Below are 1,131 nucleotides of genomic sequence, written 5' to 3'. Positions count from 1 at the left end.
AGCGCCCGCCGTCGTTGGAAAAACGCAGGCGCAGCGAATCGTGATGTTGTTCGATCAAGCCCAGTGCCTGTTCCAGTGCATCAAGATCCAGCGGTTGACGTGCGCTGAGCAGCAACGACTGGTTGTAGTGATGCGCCTCGGCCATGCCTTCGGCGAAGAACCACTCCTGGATCGGCAGCAAATTGAACGCGCCCTCTGCGGCAACCTGAGTCAGGTCCGGCAGCGCTTGCCCGGCGCCCTCCTTCGCCACTTGCTGCTCGAGAATGCCGGCGATGGTCTGATAACGCATCAGATCACGCAGCTTCAGCTCCATCTGCAGCGTCGGGTGGTTTCTCACCCGCGAGATCACTTGCAGGCTGAGGATCGAATCGCCACCCAGTTCAAAGAAGTTATCGCTGATACCGACCTGCCCGACCTGCAACACCTGCGCCCAGATTTCCGCCAACAGGCGTTCCTGCTCGGTGCGCGGGGCAACATATTCGTCGCTTTTGAACTCCGGCTCCGGCAGGGCCTTGCGATCGAGTTTGCCGTTGGGGGTAACCGGGAACGCGCTGAGGCAGACGATCTGCGCCGGCACCATGTATTCCGGCAGCGAAGCACGCAGCCCGGCCTTGAGTTCATCGCCGATATCATCACCCGTGGCGGTGACCACATAACCGATCAGTTGCTTGCCGGAGGCATTGTCGCGGGCAATCACCAGCGCATCGCTGACCGCCGGCAACTGACGCAGGCTGGCCTCGACTTCGCCCAGCTCGATGCGGAAGCCACGCACCTTGACCTGATGGTCGATGCGCCCGACGTAATCGACCACGCCGTCCGCGCGACGGCGCACCAGATCGCCGCTGCGGTACAGGCGCTCGCCAGGGGCAAACGGGTTGGGCACGAAGCGTTCGCCGGTCAGGTCGGGGCGCCCGTAATAACCTCGAGCGACGCCGTAACCGCCGATGTACAACTCACCGGCAAAACCCGGCGGCAGCGGATTCAGATCGTCGTCGAGCACGTACAGCGAACGCGCACCGACGGCGCGACCGATCGGCGCATACGCCGCTTCGCAGTGCTGGCTGATGGCGACTTTCCAGAGCATCGGCGTGACCACGGTTTCGGTCGGGCCGTAGCCGTTGGTGAAGAACT

Annotated in this window: 1 protein-coding gene; it reads right to left on the bottom strand. The window is 63.0% G+C overall.

Annotated features, from left to right (window positions below):
* Nucleotides 1–1,131 (bottom strand): AMP-binding enzyme (locus OQK_RS31490; protein ID WP_038861437.1); only part of this gene is annotated, 1,131 nt, incomplete at both ends.

The sequence above is a fragment of the Pseudomonas sp. R62 genome (assembly GCF_000257605.1).
GTDB lineage: Bacteria > Pseudomonadota > Gammaproteobacteria > Pseudomonadales > Pseudomonadaceae > Aquipseudomonas > Aquipseudomonas atacamensis.
The sequence above is the reverse complement of the archived record's forward strand: the minus strand, read 5'-3'. Positions and strand labels throughout refer to the sequence as shown.